Below are 17,436 nucleotides of genomic sequence, written 5' to 3' on the forward strand. Positions count from 1 at the left end.
CGGCATTGCGCCGAAGCCCATGTTGCCTCACGGCCAGGCGGCCAGAAGCCCGGTGATCCGTTCTTATTTCTTTTGCTGGCGCACGCGCTGCTGCTGTTTTTCCTGCGTTTGCTGGCGATTCTGCTTGCGCTCGAACAAGGTGACCGCATCCTTCTTGGCTTGTTCGGCGGTACGCATTTCTTCATGGGCGTCGTGCGGGACAAAAAATTCGGCGTCCTGCGCCGCCACGACCAGCTTGATGGCGGCGTCGTCGTCGAGGTCGTACAGTTCCGTCAGAACGGTGGTGACCTCGTCCAGGTATTCTTCGTAAGTGAGGGTGCTCATGCGGTATTCCTTAAGTGAATGGCGCACCGCCGGAACGGCGCGCTGCGCGCCGGCCCAGGAAAAGTGCGCAGATAACCGGCCATTTTACCCGATGCCGGCCCCGTCGGCAGACAGCGGCCGCAAGGCATCGGCCACGCGTGCGTAGCGCAGGCGCACGCCCAGCTCGCGCTTGATGCGCGTATTGTGCAGGCGGCGCGATTCGGACATGAATGACAGCAGCATCGGCGTGACCACCTGCTGCAGTTCGGCGCGCGGCAGGCGCGGCGGGCGCGGCAAGCCGAACGTGTCGGCCACGGCATCGAAATACTCCGCCATTTTGAGTTCGCTGTCATCGCTGGCGTGATACACGCGCCCCGGCTTGCCCCGCCACAAGGCCCGTTCGATGATGCGCGCCAGGTCATCGGCATGGATATGGTTGGTGTATACATCGTCATCCGCGGCCAGGGCTGGCGTGCCCTCGCGCAGGCGCTTCAGCGGCAGGCGGTCATCCGCATAGATGCCGGGCACGCGCAGGATGGCCACGCTGGCGCCGCGGCGCGCGCCCCAGCCGCGCAAGACCTGCTCGGCATCGACGCGCCGCTTCGCGCGCGCATTCGCCGGCGCCGTCGGCCGCGTCTCATCGACCCAGGCGCCGCCGCAATCGCCATACACGCCGCTGGTACTCACATACACCATGCGTGCGTGCTCGGGTAAAATGGCGGCCAGATTGCGCGTGCGCCGGTCCAGCAAGCCCGACGACCGGGGCGGCGCCAGGTGCACGATCATCGTCGCCAGTCCCGCCAGCCGTTTCAGGCTGGCGCGCTCGTCGAGGTTGGCCACGATGGGCACGGCGCCGGCCGCCCGCAGCTGCGCGCAGCGCGCCGGCTGGCTGGTGACGGCAAAGACGCGAAAGCGCGTACGCAGCAAGGGCAGCAACCGCATGCCGACGTCGCCGCAGCCCAGGATCAGCAGGCGCGGCAAGCCTGACGGCTTGCGCAAAGAGTGCATTAACATATTTTTCATCTCAAGGATTGTATGACTTTTCAAGTTACTGTTCAGCCCAGCGGCCACCAGTTCAGCTGCGAAGCGGACGAAACCGTGCTGGCGGCGGCGATACGCGCCGGCGTCGGCCTGCCGTATGGCTGTAAAAATGGCGCCTGCGGTTCCTGCAAGGGCAAAGTGCTTTCCGGCACCGTCCAGCACAAGGCGCACCAGCAGCGCGCCCTGACGCCGGAAGAGGAAGCGGCCGGCTTTTCCCTGTTCTGCTGCGCCACCACCAACGCCGACCTCGTCATCGAAGCGCGCGAAGTGGCGGGCAGCAGCGACTACCCGATCAAGAAAATGCCGTCGCGCGTGACCACCATCGAGAAAGTCGCGCCCGACGTCGTCGTGCTGACCCTGCAATTGCCAGCCAGCGAACGCCTCAACTACCGCGCCGGACAGTATATCGAAATCCTGTTACGCGACAACAAACGCCGCAGCTACAGCATGGCCAGCGCGCCCGCCGATGGCGGCCCGATGACCCTGCACATCCGCCACCTGCCGGGCGGCCTGTTCACCGACCAGGTGTTTGGCAGCATGAAGGAGCGCGACATCCTGCGCTTCGAAGGCCCGATGGGCACTTTCTTCCTGCGCGAAGATTCCGACAAGCCCGTCGTGCTGCTGGCCTCGGGCACGGGCTTTGCTCCCTTGAAAGCCATCGTCGAGCACATGATCAACGAGCAATCCACGCGCCCGATCACCCTGTACTGGGGCGGCCGGCGTCAGCACGATCTGTACATGGATGCGCTGTGCCGCCAGTGGGCCGCCGACTTGCCGCAGTTCACCTATGTGCCCGTCGTTTCGGACGCCCTGCCGGAAGACGCGTGGCAAGGCCGCACGGGCTTCGTGCACCAGGCCGTCATCGCCGACTTGCCCGACATGTCCGCGTATCAGGTGTATGCCTGCGGCGCGCCCGTGATGGTCGATGCGGCCCACCGCGACTTCGTGCAACTGTGCCAGCTGCCAGCCGACGAGTTCTACGCGGATGCCTTCACCACGGAAGCCGACCTGGCCAAGTAAGCATCCAGACAGCGGGGTGCTGCTGGCGCGGCATCCGCTGCCGCCACCCGCCTCACCCCGTCGTGTCCTGGAAAGTATTCATGTCTCTCGCCTCTGCCGGCAACGGCTTCAGTATCCTGCGTCACCGCAACTTCGCCTTTTATCTTTCCGCCCGCGTGCTGGGCACGGTGGCCGTGCAGATGCAAAGCGTGGCCATCGGCTGGCAGGTGTACCAGATCACGGGCAGCCTGTTCGACCTGGGCTTGATCGGCCTGGCGCAATTCGCCCCCTTCCTGGTATTGATTTTGCCTGCCGGCCACGTGGCCGACCGCTATAACCGCCGCAATATCATCGCCTGGTGCCTGGCGGCGCAACTGGCTTGCGCGCTGGCCCTGCTGGCGTTCACCCTGAGCGGCCTGTCCATCGTCTGGCCCGTGTTTGCCGTGCTGGTGCTGTTCGGCAGCGCGCGCGCCTTCATGATGCCGGCCACGCAAGCCGTGCTGGTCAACATGGTGCCCACGCAACATTTCAGCCGCGCCGTGGCGCTCAGTTCGTCCAGTTCCCACGTGGCCATCATCCTGGGGCCTACCTTGGGCGGCTTGCTGTACTACTTCGGCCCCAAGGTGGTGTATCTGATCTCGTCCGCGCTGCTGGTCGTGTCCGTCCTGCTGATGCGCGCCACCACGCCCGCGCCGCAAGTGGTCAAGCGCGAACCCGTCAGCTGGCATACCCTGCTCGAAGGCTTGCGCTTCGTCTGGTCGAAACCCATCGTACTGGGCGCCATTTCGCTCGACCTGTTTGCCGTGCTGTTCGGCGGCGCCACGGCGCTGCTGCCGGCGCTGGCGCACGACGTGCTGCATATCGGCCCCAGCGGCCTGGGCTTGCTGCGCACGGCGCCGGGGGCCGGCGCGGCCCTGTGCTCGATCGCGCTGGCCATCTTCCCCATCACGCGCCGCGTGGGCGCCTGGATGTTCGGCGGCGTGGCCGTCTTCGGCCTGGGCACCCTGGTGCTGGGCAGCACCAGCTATTTCCCGCTGGCGCTGGCGGCGCTGTTCCTGATGGGCGCCGGCGACATGGTCAGCGTCTACATCCGCCACCTGCTGGTGCAGTTCGAGACGCCGGACGAGATCCGCGGCCGGGTCAGCGCCGTGAATGCCGTATTCATCGGCGCTTCGAACGAACTGGGCGAATTCGAATCGGGCCTGACGGCCGGCTGGTTCGGCCTCGTGCGCGCCGTGCTCTTCGGCGGCGCCGCCACCCTGGCCGTGACGGGAATCTGGGCCGTGATATTCCCCGTGCTGTCGCGCATGGACCGCTTCCCCCACCATGAGAAGGAAGCGGCCGCCAGGACGGCCACCACGGCCAGCGCATAAGGTCTAAGATGCGCTATCGCCACTGACGAACCCGCACCATGAAAATCACGCTTCCGTTCCACAGCTTCATCCGCAGCCGCCCCCACCTGAGCATGGCCACGGCCATCGGCGTGGCGGCCGGCCTGCTGTTGCCCGCATCCTGGCAACAGATGACGCGTTTGCTGACGGCGTGGAACGTGGCCGTCTGGTTCTACCTGGCGACGATGGCCTGGATGATGATGCGCGCCAACCATCACAAGGTCAAAGCCATGGCGGCGCGCCAGGACGAGCGGGCGGCAACCGTCCTGTCGGCCCTGTCTGTCGCATCCGTGATGAGCCTGGTGGCCATCGTCTCGCAGCTGTCCTCGATGAAAGACATGGCGCCGGACGAGCGCGCGCTGCACTACGGCCTGACGATCCTCACCCTGGTCGGTTCCTGGTTCCTCGTCGGTACCCTGTTCTGCTTTCATTACGCCCACCTGTATTACCAGGCCGACCCCGCACTGCGCCCCCTGAAGTTTCCCGACGATGAGCAAGACCCCGATTACTGGGATTTCCTGTATTTCGCCTTCACCATCGCCGTGGCCGTGCAAACGTCGGACGTTTCCGTGCAGACGCGCGTGATGCGGCAGATCGTGCTGGGACAATCCGTGCTGAGCTTTTTCTTCAACCTGGTCGTGCTGGGGCTGTCGATCAATATCGCGGCCGGTCTCATCAATGGCTGAGGGTAAATAATTTCGTAGTGGAAACTTGACCTGGCTGAAGGGTTAAGCCCATCTTAATCGTGCGCACCCTCTTGAAATACTGGAAAGAGGAGTAAGATAAGTTCCATGCACGAGGTCATGTGCATGAGGCAGCAACCAGGCCGCATCACGCCTGAGATGGGTTTTTTTTGAATTGACAGGAGTAAGCATATGCAAATCAATATTCATACCGACAGCACCATCGCCAACACCGCTGGACTGAACGAACATGTGCAATCCGTACTTGAAAGCGCACTGAACCGCTTCCGCGACAACCTGACCCGCATCGAAGTCCACATCAGCGACACGAATGGCCCGAAAGGCGGCGCCGACGATATCCGCTGCGTCATGGAAGCACGCGTTGCTGGCTATCAACCGATTGCCGTGACCGAACAGAACGCCACCGTGCATCAATCCGTTGCCGGCGCCACCGATAAACTGAAACGCGCCATCGATAGCGCCCTGGGCCGCCGGCAAGACAGCAAGCGCCACGCCACCGGCAAGAATGCCGTGATCGATACGGCCGAAGCGGAAGAAACCGCCGAGTAACTCCCCACCCGCAGGATTTCCAGAGACTGAGGCAGCCGTTCAAGGCTGCCTTTGCACATCTGCCCCGCCGTTCACGCGCGGCAACATCCATACTAAAACAGCAAGTGTTCCAGCGTATTAACGCGGCAATGAAATAATTGTCGTATTTCTCACAGTAAGTGACCTCAAGCAAGCCTTTGCCGTTACAGCCAAGGCTGCTTTACGCTATCATGAAGATACCGGCACCCTGCTCGCGCGCCGGCTTTTTGAAAGTGTGATTGTGGAACAGATCGGCAACTTCGGCGCTTCAGGCTGCAACATCGGCGATTTACAGCTATTTCGCGATGGGGCGGATAGCCAGACGGCTGCCATGCTGGCGCCCTGCCCCGTCATGCGCCTCGAAGCGGGCGAAGCCATTGCCGACACGCAAGGCGCCAGCCTGTACATCGTCCTGCGCGGCTCGCTGGCCGTGGCCGCCGACACCCACACGGGCATGGATGACGGCACCGTCAGCAAGGTCTTGCCCGGCGAAAGCGTGGGCGAACAATCGGTGCTCGATGAAGCGAGCAACCTGGCCGCCATTTCCGCCCTGGAAGAAACCGATTTGCTGGTGATCGACGCGGCCATCGTCTGGGAATTGATCGAGCAGTCGAACGGCCTGGCGCGCAACCTGCTGCGCTTGCTGTCCTTCCGCATCCGCGCCGCCAATGCCCTGCTGCGCCGCCGGCAGAAACTGGGCGAATTCTACCGCCAGCTGTCGATGGTCGACAGCCTGACAGGCTTGTACAACCGCGCCTGGCTGACGGATTTACTGCCCAACATGATCGTCACGGCCCACGCCAGCGGCTCGCCCCTGTCGCTGGTGATGATCGACCTCGACCATTTCAAGCGCTTCAACGACACGCACGGCCACCAGGCTGGCGACCAGGCACTGCGCATCGCCGCGCAAGTGCTGGGCGCGGCCCTGCGGCCCACGGATTTTGCCGTGCGTTATGGTGGCGAGGAAATGATGGTGATCTTGCCCGACACCAACGAACACGTGGCCCTGCGGGTCGCCGAGCGCTTGTGCGAGCGCATGCAGCTCGCCGTCATCTTCGCCGACATGCGCAGCGCCTTGCCGCACATCACGGGTTCCTTCGGCGTGGCCAGCCTGGCGGCCGAACAGGACGACCATGCGCTGATTGCCGCCGCCGACGCGGCGCTTTACCGCGCGAAAGCCGGCGGCCGCAACCGCGTAAGCACCTGATAAAAAGCCCATGGCGTCGTTGCATTGCCTCGCCGTACATTCGTACTGTCTTCGGCAATGCGCCTAGCCCTGGACATTTTCTCAGGCGCTTCCGGCGTAATAATGATCAGGCAGCCTTGCTGTCGGCCGGCTTGGCGGCGTCATCCTTCTTGCTGCTGTGCGCGGCGATGAAGTCCGCATAGCCTTTCTGCACCAGTTCATACGTCTTGTCGATATTGCCGGCGATATCGCCTTGCAACACTTTCAAGCCGCCCAGGATGTCGCGCGCTTCCTTGAAGCCTTTTTCCATGCCGCCGCTGATGGTGTCCATGAACTTGCTCAGGGCTGTATCGTCGTCCAGGCCGGGATTCTGTTTCTTGAACGCGTCAAAAAACCCCGTCGACAGCGATACAATGCGGTTCGCCGTCGCTTCGGCACTGTTATCCTGCGAAGCCGCGTTCTGGATCGCGTCTTCGCCGTACTGGCCCTTCAGCGCTTCATTGATGTTGGTGATGGCCGTCTTGTACAGCAGTGCCAGCGGTTCGTTCTCGGAACCGATCGATACGTTCAGCGACGCCTGCATGATGGACGCGTTCAATTGCAGCTTGGTACGGTCATTCACGCTCATTTCAGTGTTGACGCCGTCCTTTTGCTGGACTTTATCGTCCTTGCCGGCAACGCCCGTACTGACGGAAGTCACGGAAGGGTTGGAATTGCCGCTTGCGGCGATGGGAATTGACACGATAGACCTCCTTGAACGGGCAATGTATGCCACCATGCGGGAAACGCGATGATGACCATCCTCTCGTGTAGTATCGGCAGGTTTTCAGAAAACTGTAGCAGCGGCCCTTTCACGGGCCCGGATAACCCATCAAGTAACGACCATCAATGACTAACCAGACCTTTCTTTGGCACGACTACGAAACCTTTGGCGCCCAGCCGCGCCGCGACCGCCCGGCCCAGTTCGCCGCCATCCGCACGGATGCAGACCTCAACGAGATCGGCGAACCGATCATGCTGTATTGCCAGCCTGCTAATGATTTCCTGCCCGACCCGCAATCGTGCCTGATTACGGGCATCACGCCGCAGCAATGTCTGCAGCTGGGCGTACCCGAACACCAGTTCGCCGCCACCGTCGAAGCGGCCTTTTCGGAACCGGGCACCATCGGCGTGGGCTACAACACCATCCGTTTCGACGATGAAGTCACGCGTTTCCTGTTCTGGCGCAACCTGATCGATCCATATGCGCGCGAATGGAAAAACCATTGCGGCCGCTGGGACATCCTCGACGTCGTGCGCATGACGCACGCGCTGCGCCCGGAAGGCATCGAATGGCCGAAGCGCGACGATGGCCAGACCAGTTTCAGGCTGGAACACTTGAGCAAGGCCAATGACCTGGCCCACGAAGCGGCGCACGATGCGCTGTCCGACGTGCGCGCCACCATCGCCCTGGCACGCCTGATCAAGGAAAAACAGCCGAAACTGTTCGAATTCTGCCTGGCACTGCACAAGAAGGACAGGGTCGCCAGCGAAATGGGCATGCACCTGGCCGCCGGCGAGCGCCAGCCTTTCCTGCACGTGTCCGGCATGTTCCCCGCCGAACGGGGCTGCCTGGGCGTCGTCTGGCCGCTGGCCACGCATCCGAGCAATAAAAACGAAATCCTCGTCTGGGATTGCGCCTACGATCCGCGTGAACTGTTCCAGCTGGACGCCGACACCATCCGTACGCGTTTGTTCACGCGCAAGGAGGCCATGCCGGAAGGTATGACGCGCCTGCCCGTGAAAAGCGTGCACCTGAACAAGTCGCCCATGCTGGTTGGCAATTTAAAGACCCTGTCGCCGGCCATGGCCGCGCAATGGGGCATCGACCTGGACGCGGCGAAGGTCAACGCGCAATTGGCCGCCACGGCGCCGAACATGGATGCCATCTGGGCCGAAGTGTTCCAGCGCCCGGGCGCGAATGTCGCGCTGGACGTGGATGAAGATTTGTACAATGGTTTCGTCAGCAACGACGACCGCCGCCTGCTCGAATCCCTGCGCCGCGACACGCCGGCCAAGCTGGCCACGGCCCGCCCTTCGTTTGCCGACGAGCGCCTGCAGGAACTGCTGTTCCGCTACCGCGCCCGCAATTTCCCGCAAACCCTGAGCGAAGCGGAAAGCCTGCGCTGGGAGCAGCACCGCGCTGCCCGCCTGTTCGACGGCGACGGCGGCGCCCGCACCATCGAAATGCTGTTTACGGAAATCGACGTGCTGTCGGAATCCGTGGATGAGCGTGGCGAGGAAATTCTGGGTGAGTTGTACGATTACGTGGAGATGGTGGCGCCCATGCGCGACTGAAAGTCGGGTAGGTCGGATTAGCGAAGCGTAATCCGACAAGTGCCGACGACGACTCATGTCGGCTTACGCCATGCGGCCAAGCCGACCTAGCAATGAAAAATGCCGGGCTAGCCCGGCATTTTTTATGCATGCAACTTAAACCGAACGATGCGCATTGATCGCATCGCGCGTTTCAATGGCCACGCGGCGTGCCGCGTCGGCGTAGTCTTCGCCAGCCTGCGGCGTGGCATAGATGATGGCGCGCGAGGAGCTGATCATCATGCCCATGCCGTTGGCCGTCTGGCCCGCGCCGACGGTGGCGGCAATGTCGCCGCCCTGGGCGCCGATGCCGGGCACCAGCAGCGGCATGTCGCCGACGATGGCGCGCACCTGCGCCAGTTCTTCAGGGAAGGTGGCGCCGACGACGAGCGCGCACTGGCCATTCTTGTTCCATTTGTCGGCCACCAGGCGCGCCACGCGCTGGTACAAGGGCACGCCATCCGTGTCGAGGAATTGCAGGTCCGAGCCGCCCGGATTCGAGGTGCGGCACAGGATGATCACGCCGCGGTCTTGCCACGCCAGGTAGGGATCGAGCGAATCCTCGCCCATGTACGGGTTCACGGTGACGGCGTCGGCGCCGTAGCGCTCGAACGCTTCGCGCGCGTACTGCGTGGCCGTCGCGCCGATGTCGCCCCGTTTCGCGTCGAGGATCAGCGGGATGTGCGGATAGTTTTCGCGCACGTAGCGGCAGATGTCTTCCAGCTGCTTTTCCGCGCCCAGCGCGCCAAAATACGCGATCTGCGGTTTGAAGGCGCAGGCCAGGTCGGCCGTGGCATCGATGATGCGCGTGCAAAAGGTGGTGATTCCATCAGGCAGATCGCGCAGTTCGGCCGGCAGTTTCGCCAGGTCGGGGTCCAGGCCCACGCACAGCAGGGAATTATTGGCCGTCCACGCGGCGGATAATTTATTGATGAAATTCACGGCACACCTTCTCTATATTCAGTTGCAAACCCCGTATTGTAACGCGGCGCAGGCTTGCCACGGCGTGGCAACGCGGCCAGACGCGGCGGCCAGCGCTTATTAAACCGACATTACGGGCCGTTTCAGGTATATTTGCCTCACCTCCCTTACTCTGCACGGAACCCATCATGCAAATCACCAATCAATTCACCAAATGGCTGCGCCTGGCCCTGAGCGTCACCGTCCTGGCCGGCATCCTGACGGGCTGCGGCTACAACGACTTCCAGAGCAAGGATGAAGCCACCAAGGCAGCCTGGGGCGAAGTGGTCAACCAGTACCAGCGCCGCGCCGACCTGATCCCCAACCTGGTCAACACCGTCAAGGGCTATGCCACGCACGAGCGCGAAACCCTGGAAGCGGTGACCAAGGCGCGCGCCGCCGCCACCAGTTTCCAGATCACGCCCGAAGTGCTGAACGACCCGGCCGCGTTCGAAAAATTCCAGCAGGTGCAGGGCCAGCTGTCGTCGGCCCTGTCGCGCCTGATGGTAGTGTCGGAGAAATACCCGGACTTGAAGGCCGACACCAGCTTCCGCGACTTGCAGTCGCAGCTGGAAGGCACGGAAAACCGCATCACCGTGGCGCGCCAGCGCTACATCGTGGCCGTACAGGATTACAACGTGCATGCGCGCAGCTTCCCGAACAACCTGACGGCCATGGTCTTCGGCTACAAGGTCAAGCCATCGTTCACGGTGGAAAATGAAAAAGCCATCTCGACCGCACCGACCGCCAACTTCGGCAAATAAGATGAAAGCCTGGTCTTATCTGGCGGCGCTGGCGACGGCGCTGCTGCTGTGGACGATGCCGCCAGCCGGCGCACAGGGCTTGCAGCCCGTGCCGCCGCTGGCCGCGCGCGTGACGGATGACGCCGGCATGCTGGACGCCAAGCAAAAGGCGGCGCTGGAAGGCGTGCTGGCCGATTACGAAGCCAAGACGGGCAGCCAGATCGCCGTGCTGCTGGTCAAGAGCACGGAGCCGGAAGCGATCGAGCAATACAGCATCCGCGTGACGGATGCCTGGAAGCTGGGCCGCAAGGGCGTCGATGACGGCGTGCTGCTGATGGTGGCAAAGGACAACCCATCGTCCCTGCGCCGCCTGCGCATCGAGGCGGGCCGCGGCGTGCAGGGCGTGCTGACGGATGCGCAATCGAAACGCATCCTGCAAGACGTGATCGCGCCGCATTTCAAGCAGAATGATTATTACGGCGGCCTGGTGGCCGGCGTGGGGTCGATTGCCACCCTGCTGAACCAGGAGCAATTCCCCGCCCTGGCGCAGCAGAAAGCGCCGGCCACCGTGGAAGCGGGCGGCATGACCTTCTGGCTGCCGCTGCTGTTCTTCGGCTTTCTCGTCGTGCTGACCCTGTTCCGCTCGCGCGGCGGGCCCACGCGGCTGCAGCGCGGCAGCAACTGGTCCAGCGGCGCCACCGGCGTCGTGCTGGGCAGCATTTTGAGCCAGGCCCTGAACAACCGCGGTGGCGGCGGAGGCTTCGGCGGCGGTGGTGGTTTTGGCGGTGGCGGCGGTGGTTTCGGTGGCGGCGGCGGCGGTTTTGACGGCGGCGGCGCCTCGGGAGATTGGTAATGACGAAACAACTGACATTCGGACAGCGCTGCGGACGGGCCTTGAAACATTTGCGGGGCACGCCGGCGACGGCACGCCAGGCCTTTCCGGAACGCACCCTGAAAGCCATCGAGACAGCGATTGCCGACGGTGAAGCGATGCACCAGGCGGAAGTGCGCCTGATCGTCGAAGCGGCCCTGACGCCGGGCATGGCTTACCAGGGCGTGAGCAACCGCGAGCGGGCGCGCGAACTGTTCGCCCAGTATGGCGTGTGGGATACGGAAGACAACGTCGGCGTACTGATCTATATCAACCTGGCCGAGCACCAGGTCGATATCGTCGCCGACCGCAACGTGGGCCGGCGCGTCACGCCGGAACAATGGCAAGCCGTGTGCCGCACCATGACCAAAGGCTTCAAGGACGGCAATTACCACGACAGCACGCTGGATGCCTTGCAGCAGTTGAATACCTTGTTGCAAAGCCACTTCCCTGCCGATGGCACGCGCGGCAACCAGTTGCCAAACGAACCCATCCTCCTCTGATTCCCGCCCAGGGATTAAAATCTGCCCATTGCCGCGCGGGCCGGTGGCCCGGGCAGCGGCCCCTATTACCGCCGAGGAGCATACATGAGACTGATCAATAAAACCGCCATCGTCACGGGCGCCACGCAAGGCATCGGCCTGGCTTGCGCCACCCGCCTGATCGCCGAAGGGGCGCAAGTGATGCTGGTCGACATCAAGGAAGAAGGCGCACAGGCGGCCGCCGCCCTCGGCCCGCAAGCGCGCTTCTTTTGCGCCGACGTCAGCCAGAAGGCGGACGTCGATGCCTTGCTGAAGGAAACCCTGGCCCAGTTCGGCCACATCGATATCCTCGTCAACAATGCGGGCGTCACGCACGCGGCCGATTTCCTCGATGTGTGCGAAGACGATTTCGACCGGGTCATGCGCATCAACCTGAAATCGATGTTCCTGTGCGGCCAGGCCGTGGCGCGCGAAATGGTCAAGCGCAATACTGGCTGCATCATCAACATGTCCAGCGTGAATGCGGAACTGGCGATCCCGAACCAGGTACCGTACGTGGTGTCGAAGGGCGCCATCAACCAGTTGACCAAGGTCATGGCCTTGAACCTGGCCTCGCATGGCGTGCGCGTGAACGGCATCGGGCCGGGCACCATCCTGACGGAACTGGCCAAGCAGGCAGTGCTGTCGAGCCCGGAGGCGCGCCACACGATCCTGTCGCGCACGCCGCTGGGCCGCTGCGGCGAACCGGAAGAAGTGGCTGGCATCGCCGCCTTCCTGGCCAGCGACGACGCCACCTACATGACGGGCCAGACCATCTATGTCGATGGCGGGCGCATGGCGCTCAACTACACGGTGGCCGTGAAGGAATGAAGGCAGCGACAGGCAGAACTACAGGCAGTTATATCAAAAAACGATAATGGTTATCTGAAAAGACCATTAGACACATATCGTGCGACGCAGCATAATGCACCTGTCTCCACTATTCTCCTCCAAGAAAATAGTTTTAAGCCCGCTTTCACCAGCGGGCTTTTTTTTGCTATCACTGCTGAAACATGGACATTCTTGCCATGACAGACGTTCTTCACTGTCCTTCTGCTCGCCGCAAAAAAATGTTGCGGCGTGTCATCAGCCCGTCATCTTCGCCCCCTATACTTGCTTCATCTGCTGTACAGGCAACCGATATGCCTGACTACAGACAGGTGTGCCGCGATGGCACACCACTCCCCTTTCATGACCGTGGCGGGCGCCGGCAAGGCGCGCGACATGGTGAGTACCGAGCAACTCTCAACTCTTGACCCATTTCATTTGGGTTTTTGGCCCGCCTCCCCGCGGGCCTTTTTTTGCCTGCACGGCAAGCTCTTGCGCAAAAACATGGCGGCCCGCCATCCCCATGATATTGTGACGGCCTTTCCACCTGTCCTGACGCATCATGCCTGCACCACTGCTCGAACTCTGTTTTGCCGACCGCCACGAACGCCTGCGCTACCGCACTGCGCTGCTGCTGTATGTCCTGGTGATCCTGATCGGCGACATTCCCGGCGTGCGCGCGGATGTGGGCCAGTATGCATCGGGCGGCGTGCTGCATTCCGTCGGCTATGGCGTGCTGGCCCTGATCCTGTTCAGCGGCACGGGCGGCGGTATGGCGCGCCGCGCGCTGCTGTCGGTGCTGATGGTGGCGGCCATGGGTGCGCTGGACGAATTCATCCAGAGTTTCCTGCCCTACCGCCGTGGCGCCGTCAGCGACTGGGTGGTCGATATCACGGCCGCCGCGGCGGTCTGCCTGCCGCTGTATTTCCTCTGGCCGAAAATGGTCGCCGCTGCCCTTGGCAAGGGCGTGCCGCGGCCTGAAGCCTGAACGGGGAGATGACTCGCGCCCGTCAGGCGCGGTCCGCTTCGCTATCTTGCAATTCCAGCCGCAACTGTCCCTGGCCGCGCGCGCTGCGCGTGCCCAGGCGGCGCATCAGGGCGCGCGCCTCGCGCCGGCTGCCAGCCCCCATGGCGCGTGCCGCATCGCGCTGCATGTCAAGCAACTGTTCCGAGCGCGCCAGCCGCACCAGGCCATGCAAGGCCTGGGCCAGGACATGGCGCGCGCGGGCATCGCGCGCGGTGCCGCCGACGGCCAGCACCAACTCATCGATCAGTTTTGCGGTAGGGCCAGATGACATTTTTTCTCCCGATTCAACAGTGAGGAAGCGTGCAGCCGCACGAAGTGGTAATTGCCAGCATCTTTTATACCAAGCACGGCAATTGGACTCTTGATCTAGCTCAATCGACAATGACGGGCGCCGAACATACCTGCTCCGCCATGCTCTTACATGCAGCAATCGCGGCTATCCGCAATCACCGCGGGTGCCGATCCTGAGTGTGCGACCATGAGGAGACCAAGATGAGATCGAAAACAACCCTGCTGCTGACCGGCCTGACATGCGCCTTGCTGGCGGCCTGCCAGTCCACGGACAAAACCAGCCTGGCACGCAGCAATAGCGGCGAAACCTATGCCGCACCGGCCGGCACGACGCCGCCAAGCAGTACGGCCAGCGCCACCAGCAGCACGGCCACCGATACCGGCAACGCCATGAGCAGCGACATGCGCAATGACGCGAACCAGTCCACCCTGAACATCAGCTACGCCACGGTGCAGTCGATAGAAACCGTGCCGCGCAGCATGGACCAAGGCAGTGCCGACATGCAGGCGGGCACGTCGGGCACGGCCGGCAGCACCTCGGGGGCGGCGGGCAATATGCTGTATCGCGTCACCTTGCGCCTGGACGACGGCACGACGCGCACCTTTGTGCAAAATACCCAGCCCGCCTTCCAGATCGGCGAGCGGGTCAGCGTGCAAAAAGGCGTGATGCAGCGCTATTGATATGTACCGGCACTGGCCGATGCTGGTCGCAACTGACCGCATCAAGCCAGCGCCAGGGTCAACGGCCGGCTGCGCCCCTGCACCACGGCCGAAGGCCAGGCCGGGTCGTGCGTCAGATTGTGCAAATGGCTGCCGTCGAGCAAAAACGTGTCTTCCACCGTGCTGCCGGGCAGGCTGGGGTGAAAGGCCAGCGCCATGCCCCGCTTGAGGATGATTTCCGTGTGCGCGCCGGCCGCCACTTCGGGCGCCAGGTAGCCATGGATACCGCCCTGCCGGCTGGTGCGCACCGTGTCGGGCTGGCCGGCATAGGCGTAGGCGCTGTCGAGCGCGTGATACACCATGCTCAGCGCATGGCCCGTTTCGCAAGCGTCGAGCGCCACCGCTTCCAGCGCCAGCATGGCCGCATCGGCATCGTCCATGACCACCGCCGCGCCGTCGGCCCGATGCAGCGCCGGGCCGAAGCGCCGTTGACGGCTGAGACTGGCACACAGGCCGAAACGCCGCGCGCACAAGGCCAGCACGGCTTGCTTGCCCAGCACCGCCTGGGCCGGCGGCGCGCGCCGATAACGGTGCTGGCGCTCCCCACCGCTGGCCAGCACGTACACGGCTTGCAAGCCGCGCAGCCACAGCGCGCGCGCACACGCGGCAGCCAGTTCCAGCTCGCTCCAGTCGGGGCGGGCCTGGCGCAGCGCATCCGCGGCCGCGCCAGCTGCCAGCAGCCCCACCTGCCGGTAGCGTAACTGCTCCGATTCCAGCAGCACCAGCCGCTCTTCGCGCAGGGCCACAGGCAGGCTGCGTTCGTGCAAGCCGGGCCGGTCGGACAAGACAGGCGCGCCGCCGGCCGCATGCTGCACGAAATGCTCGCGCAATTCATACAGCTGCGGCTGCATCCAGGGCGACACCTGCCACGTCCATGGCCCTCGCACTTCTTCCTCGCGCATGCGCATGGCTTCGGCTTCGTCCGTCAGGATGTAGGCGGCATCGCGCGTCACCAGCACTTCCGCGCAGCCGCACTCGGTCGTATGGCAATGGCTGTTCGATGCGCCCGCCGTGGCCCACGCAAACCAGTCCACGCCGCGCAGGCGCACGGCACCGGCACGCTGGTCTTCCAGCCAGCCCCGCATCTGCGCCAGCTTGTGCGCCACTTCCAGCTCCAGCGGCCAGTTCATGACCGCCCCTCGTGCGGGATGCGGCGCGGCGCCACCCCGCCTGCCCTGCCTGGCACCAGCCGGGAATCCTGTTGTGCATGCATAGCTGCTCCCTTCCTACATGGAAACTTAAGACCGGCGCGCGCATAAAAAGTTCAGTGCCTGGCCTCGTCTCAGGCTTGCAGTCTATGACTTCCCGCTATTTTTGCAAGCGGCTATTTCGCCAGTTCAATCAACACGGCCGTGTACATCTGCAAGTTCAACAGCAACTGCTTTTCCGTGATGAACTCATGTTCGGAATGCCCCGTGTAGACTGTGTGCGGCATGGCCGGGCCAAAGCTCACGGCATTCGGGAACAGGCGCGAATTGGTGCCGCCGCCGATGGCCACCGGTTGCGGATTGGCGATGCCCGTGTAGTGTTCGAAGACGGACAACAAGGTGGGAATCTGCGGCGCCGCCGTCTGCAGCCACGGTTCACCGATCTGCACCTGCAGGGTAGCCGGCACGTGGCGCCGCGCCTTCCAGCCGTCGAACGCGGCCGTCACCTGCTGTTGCAGCACGGCCGCCGTCTTGCCTTGCGGACGGCGCAAATTGATAGTCAGTTCCAGCGCGCCACCGTTCTGCTTGAGCACGGTCGGCGCAACCGTCATCGGCCCCATGAAGCCGTCGCGGTAAGCGATCTGCCCAAAGCGTTCGCCGTAGATGCCAGTGCCCACCAGTTCATTCAGGAACGACAGCATGTCGGCCGCCTGCGTGCCCTGCCACGGCTGCACGGCCAGCGCGTCGGCCAGCATGCTGATGGCGTTGATGCCGTCTTCCGGTTTCGACGAGTGGGCCGACACGCCCAGCGCCGTCACCGTCAAGGTGCCGCCATCGCGTGCATAGCTGTAGCGCACGCCCTGTTGCTGCTGCGCGCGGGCGCGGATGGCCGCTTCCAGCGCGGCTGGCGCGTGGTCGATCACGGCTTGTGCATCTTCCGGGATCTGACTGCCGAAAAAGCCGCCCGTCAACCGCGCCAGCACGGGGCCGCCATCGGCTGGCAGGGCCGTGCGCGGCGGCAAGGTCAGCTTGATGGAACCGTAGCCCTTCTCGGCCGTCACCACCGGATATTCCGCATCGATGGTGATGTTCACTTGCGGCGGCGTGTGGGTTTTCAGGAACTGTTTCAGCGGTTCCCAGTCCGATTCCTCGGCCATGTAGACGTACAGCTCGATGCGCTTGCTCAGCGGCACCTGCTGGTCCTGGATAGCCTTCATCGCGTACAGGGCCGTGGCGATCGGGCCCTTGTCGTCTTCCGTGCCCCGTCCCAGCAGCTTGCCAGGTTCGCTGGTGCGGTCCAGCTCGAACGGCGAACGGGCCCACTTGGCGGGATTCACGGGCTGCACGTCGCCGTGCGTGATCACGCCCACGCGCTCGCTGCCGCTGCCCATGCCGATGATCACCACATGGCCATGCTCCTGGAAGTCGAATCCCAGGCGCTGCGCCTCGGCCGCCAGGTAGCGCTTGAAGCCCGTGTGCTGGGGATTCGCGGCAAACGGCACGGCCGGGTCTGCCACCGTGTTGAAACTGACCATCTTCGCCAGGCTGGCGATCAGCGGTTCAGGATAGGTGGCCAGCGCGTAGCGCGCCGTTTCCTGCGCCTGCAGGCTGATGGGCGCGGCGTGAACGGAGGGCTGCAGCAGCAGGCCAATCAGGGTCAGCAGGATGGGTTTCTTGAGCATGGCGGGGCGCATAAAGTGGGGAGGCCCACTCTAGCATTGCCCGCACCGATTTCCAATCGATACGAGTTTTTTACCGATCAGTACGCAAATTCCCGATTC

19 protein-coding genes are annotated in these 17,436 nt (G+C 63.5%); 12 read left to right on the forward strand and 7 right to left on the reverse strand.

The window, feature by feature from the left end; genetic code table 11:
* Positions 1–63: 63 nt before the first annotated feature.
* Both BLT98_RS22540 and BLT98_RS22545 read right to left on the reverse strand, forming a co-directional pair.
* On the reverse strand, positions 64–324 hold the full coding sequence (locus BLT98_RS22540; RefSeq protein WP_070257479.1) for a hypothetical protein: 261 nt from the start codon (positions 322–324) through the stop codon (positions 64–66).
* Positions 325–408: 84 nt separating this feature from the next.
* Positions 409–1,326 carry an SDR family oxidoreductase gene (locus BLT98_RS22545; protein ID WP_070282475.1) on the reverse strand — a complete coding sequence of 306 codons (918 nt, stop codon included), beginning with the start codon at positions 1,324–1,326 and terminating at the stop codon, positions 409–411.
* Positions 1,327–1,338: 12 nt separating this feature from the next.
* Here BLT98_RS22545 and BLT98_RS22550 point away from each other — a divergent pair, with 12 nt between their 5' ends.
* The 5 genes from BLT98_RS22550 to BLT98_RS22570 all read left to right on the forward strand — a co-directional run bounded on the left by BLT98_RS22550 (position 1,339) and on the right by BLT98_RS22570 (position 6,212).
* Complete coding sequence (locus BLT98_RS22550) at positions 1,339–2,364, forward strand: CDP-6-deoxy-delta-3,4-glucoseen reductase (protein ID WP_092611637.1); 1,026 nt, start codon at positions 1,339–1,341, stop codon at positions 2,362–2,364.
* 80 nt (positions 2,365–2,444) lie between these two features.
* Positions 2,445–3,716 carry an MFS transporter gene (locus tag BLT98_RS22555; protein ID WP_092611640.1) on the forward strand — a complete coding sequence of 424 codons (1,272 nt, stop codon included), beginning with the start codon at positions 2,445–2,447 and terminating at the stop codon, positions 3,714–3,716.
* A 38-nt stretch (positions 3,717–3,754) separates the two neighbouring features.
* Entirely contained in the window at positions 3,755–4,420 is a 666-nt protein-coding gene (locus BLT98_RS22560) for a DUF1345 domain-containing protein (RefSeq protein ID WP_092611643.1), read from the forward strand.
* A gap of 189 nt (positions 4,421–4,609) precedes the next feature.
* The gene (locus BLT98_RS22565) at positions 4,610–4,987 is read left to right on the forward strand and encodes an HPF/RaiA family ribosome-associated protein (protein ID WP_092611646.1); all 378 of its coding nucleotides are present in this window, start codon (positions 4,610–4,612) and stop codon (positions 4,985–4,987) included.
* A 259-nt stretch (positions 4,988–5,246) separates the two neighbouring features.
* A complete protein-coding gene (locus BLT98_RS22570) occupies positions 5,247–6,212 on the forward strand; it encodes a GGDEF domain-containing protein (protein WP_092612043.1) in 966 nt (321 codons plus the stop codon).
* 106 nt (positions 6,213–6,318) lie between these two features.
* Here the strand turns inward: BLT98_RS22570 and BLT98_RS22575 are convergent, their stop codons facing one another.
* Positions 6,319–6,933, reverse strand: coding sequence for a DUF5610 domain-containing protein (locus tag BLT98_RS22575; RefSeq protein ID WP_244517642.1), 615 nt, complete (start codon positions 6,931–6,933; stop codon positions 6,319–6,321).
* Between the two features lie 146 nt (positions 6,934–7,079).
* Between BLT98_RS22575 and sbcB the strand changes: the two genes are divergently transcribed.
* Positions 7,080–8,528, forward strand: coding sequence for an exodeoxyribonuclease I (gene sbcB / locus BLT98_RS22580; RefSeq protein WP_092611649.1), 1,449 nt, complete (start codon positions 7,080–7,082; stop codon positions 8,526–8,528).
* Between the two features lie 135 nt (positions 8,529–8,663).
* On the opposite strand, the gene pyrF is transcribed toward sbcB, so the two are convergent.
* Positions 8,664–9,488, reverse strand: coding sequence for an orotidine-5'-phosphate decarboxylase (pyrF, locus tag BLT98_RS22585; RefSeq protein WP_034781724.1), 825 nt, complete (start codon positions 9,486–9,488; stop codon positions 8,664–8,666).
* 167 nt (positions 9,489–9,655) lie between these two features.
* Between pyrF and BLT98_RS22590 the strand changes: the two genes are divergently transcribed.
* From BLT98_RS22590 to BLT98_RS22610, 5 genes are all read left to right on the forward strand, one after another.
* A complete protein-coding gene (locus tag BLT98_RS22590) occupies positions 9,656–10,270 on the forward strand; it encodes a LemA family protein (protein WP_092611652.1) in 615 nt (204 codons plus the stop codon).
* Position 10,271: 1 nt separating this feature from the next.
* On the forward strand, positions 10,272–11,102 hold the full coding sequence (locus tag BLT98_RS22595; protein WP_092611655.1) for a TPM domain-containing protein: 831 nt from the start codon (positions 10,272–10,274) through the stop codon (positions 11,100–11,102).
* Positions 11,102–11,623: a TPM domain-containing protein gene (locus BLT98_RS22600; protein WP_070282463.1), complete on the forward strand. Its 522-nt coding sequence runs from the start codon at positions 11,102–11,104 to the stop codon at positions 11,621–11,623. Before BLT98_RS22595 ends, BLT98_RS22600 begins: the two co-directional genes overlap by 1 nt.
* Before the next feature lie 84 nt (positions 11,624–11,707).
* On the forward strand, positions 11,708–12,472 hold the full coding sequence (locus BLT98_RS22605; protein ID WP_034784486.1) for an SDR family NAD(P)-dependent oxidoreductase: 765 nt from the start codon (positions 11,708–11,710) through the stop codon (positions 12,470–12,472).
* Positions 12,473–13,031: 559 nt separating this feature from the next.
* The gene (locus tag BLT98_RS22610; protein ID WP_244517643.1) at positions 13,032–13,457 is read left to right on the forward strand and encodes a VanZ family protein; all 426 of its coding nucleotides are present in this window, start codon (positions 13,032–13,034) and stop codon (positions 13,455–13,457) included.
* A 22-nt stretch (positions 13,458–13,479) separates the two neighbouring features.
* Here the strand turns inward: BLT98_RS22610 and BLT98_RS22615 are convergent, their stop codons facing one another.
* Positions 13,480–13,767: a hypothetical protein gene (locus BLT98_RS22615; protein ID WP_034784487.1), complete on the reverse strand. Its 288-nt coding sequence runs from the start codon at positions 13,765–13,767 to the stop codon at positions 13,480–13,482.
* Between the two features lie 221 nt (positions 13,768–13,988).
* Here BLT98_RS22615 and BLT98_RS22620 point away from each other — a divergent pair, with 221 nt between their 5' ends.
* Positions 13,989–14,468, forward strand: a complete 480-nt coding sequence (locus BLT98_RS22620; protein WP_092611658.1) for a hypothetical protein — start codon at positions 13,989–13,991, stop codon at positions 14,466–14,468.
* Between the two features lie 41 nt (positions 14,469–14,509).
* Here the strand turns inward: BLT98_RS22620 and BLT98_RS22625 are convergent, their stop codons facing one another.
* Both BLT98_RS22625 and BLT98_RS22630 read right to left on the reverse strand, forming a co-directional pair.
* Positions 14,510–15,637: a M24 family metallopeptidase gene (locus tag BLT98_RS22625; RefSeq protein WP_034784489.1), complete on the reverse strand. Its 1,128-nt coding sequence runs from the start codon at positions 15,635–15,637 to the stop codon at positions 14,510–14,512.
* Positions 15,638–15,831: 194 nt separating this feature from the next.
* Positions 15,832–17,337 (reverse strand): dipeptidase, encoded by a 1,506-nt coding sequence (locus BLT98_RS22630; RefSeq protein ID WP_092612052.1) that lies wholly within the window; start codon positions 17,335–17,337, stop codon positions 15,832–15,834.
* Between the last annotated feature and the right edge of the window lie 99 nt (positions 17,338–17,436).

Source organism: Janthinobacterium sp. YR213 (assembly GCF_900099875.1).
In the GTDB taxonomy this organism is placed as follows: domain Bacteria; phylum Pseudomonadota; class Gammaproteobacteria; order Burkholderiales; family Burkholderiaceae_D; genus Janthinobacterium; species Janthinobacterium lividum.

What these genes read in the sequence shown, in the direction of transcription:
- BLT98_RS22630 (WP_092612052.1), bottom strand. Translation starts at nt 17,337, where the DNA reads ATGCTCAAGAAACCCATCCTGCTGACCCTGATTGGCCTGCTGCTGCAG.
- BLT98_RS22615 (WP_034784487.1), bottom strand. Translation starts at nt 13,767, where the DNA reads ATGTCATCTGGCCCTACCGCAAAACTGATCGATGAGTTGGTGCTGGCC.
- sbcB (WP_092611649.1), top strand. Translation starts at nt 7,080, where the DNA reads ATGACTAACCAGACCTTTCTTTGGCACGACTACGAAACCTTTGGCGCC.
- BLT98_RS22565 (WP_092611646.1), top strand. Translation starts at nt 4,610, where the DNA reads ATGCAAATCAATATTCATACCGACAGCACCATCGCCAACACCGCTGGA.
- BLT98_RS22605 (WP_034784486.1), top strand. Translation starts at nt 11,708, where the DNA reads ATGAGACTGATCAATAAAACCGCCATCGTCACGGGCGCCACGCAAGGC.
- BLT98_RS22560 (WP_092611643.1), top strand. Translation starts at nt 3,755, where the DNA reads ATGAAAATCACGCTTCCGTTCCACAGCTTCATCCGCAGCCGCCCCCAC.
- BLT98_RS22545 (WP_070282475.1), bottom strand. Translation starts at nt 1,326, where the DNA reads ATGAAAAATATGTTAATGCACTCTTTGCGCAAGCCGTCAGGCTTGCCG.
- BLT98_RS22595 (WP_092611655.1), top strand. Translation starts at nt 10,272, where the DNA reads ATGAAAGCCTGGTCTTATCTGGCGGCGCTGGCGACGGCGCTGCTGCTG.
- BLT98_RS22620 (WP_092611658.1), top strand. Translation starts at nt 13,989, where the DNA reads ATGAGATCGAAAACAACCCTGCTGCTGACCGGCCTGACATGCGCCTTG.
- BLT98_RS22590 (WP_092611652.1), top strand. Translation starts at nt 9,656, where the DNA reads ATGCAAATCACCAATCAATTCACCAAATGGCTGCGCCTGGCCCTGAGC.
- BLT98_RS22600 (WP_070282463.1), top strand. Translation starts at nt 11,102, where the DNA reads ATGACGAAACAACTGACATTCGGACAGCGCTGCGGACGGGCCTTGAAA.
- BLT98_RS22555 (WP_092611640.1), top strand. Translation starts at nt 2,445, where the DNA reads ATGTCTCTCGCCTCTGCCGGCAACGGCTTCAGTATCCTGCGTCACCGC.
- BLT98_RS22610 (WP_244517643.1), top strand. Translation starts at nt 13,032, where the DNA reads ATGCCTGCACCACTGCTCGAACTCTGTTTTGCCGACCGCCACGAACGC.
- BLT98_RS22540 (WP_070257479.1), bottom strand. Translation starts at nt 324, where the DNA reads ATGAGCACCCTCACTTACGAAGAATACCTGGACGAGGTCACCACCGTT.
- BLT98_RS22550 (WP_092611637.1), top strand. Translation starts at nt 1,339, where the DNA reads ATGACTTTTCAAGTTACTGTTCAGCCCAGCGGCCACCAGTTCAGCTGC.
- BLT98_RS22625 (WP_034784489.1), bottom strand. Translation starts at nt 15,637, where the DNA reads ATGAACTGGCCGCTGGAGCTGGAAGTGGCGCACAAGCTGGCGCAGATG.